This is a genomic window from Streptomyces tricolor, from assembly GCF_002155905.1.
In the GTDB taxonomy this organism is placed as follows: Bacteria; Actinomycetota; Actinomycetes; order Streptomycetales; family Streptomycetaceae; genus Streptomyces; species Streptomyces tricolor.
The window spans coordinates 1-556 of record NZ_MUMF01000949.1 but is presented as its reverse complement, the minus strand read 5'-3'; the positions used below and the strand labels follow the sequence as shown (position 1 = coordinate 556).

Here is a 556-nt window from a genome sequence, read left to right as displayed (position 1 = left end):
AGGCGACCGCGCCGAGCAGGAAGAGCAGGCTCGCCGAGGTCACCGCGATCTTGTTGACGAAGAGCATGAACCGGAAGCCGTAGACGCACACCGCGAGCACCAGGCCGGCGAACAGCGCGTACGCCACGACGTACGACAGGGTGCCGCGCTCCAGGCCGAACAGCCGGTGCGCGCCGCCGACCAGCGCGTCGCCCGAACTCCACACCGACAGCGAGAAGAACGCGACGGCCGTCAGCAGCGACAGGAACGACCCGACCACCCTGCCGTGCACGCCGAGATGGGCCGAGGAGGACACGGCGTTGTTGGTGCCGTTGACCGGGCCGAACACCGCCATCGGGCACAGGATCAGCGCGCCCGTGAGGACCCCGAGCACGGTGGCCGCGAGGCCCTGCCGGAAGGAGAGTCCGAAGAGGATCGGGAAGGCGCCGAGGACGCAGGTGGAGAAGGTGTTGGCGCCGCCGAAGGCGAGCCGGAACAGGTCCAGCGGGGTCGCGGTGCGGTCGGCGTCGGGGATGCGCTCCACACTGTGGGCCTCCACCTCGGTGAGGGCGGAGGG

Annotated in this window: 1 protein-coding gene; it reads right to left on the bottom strand. The window is 70.7% G+C overall.

The features are described from left to right. The coding region (locus CCN44_RS41825; RefSeq protein WP_244204071.1) for a cytosine permease at window positions 1-556 on the bottom strand (556 nt) is incomplete at both ends.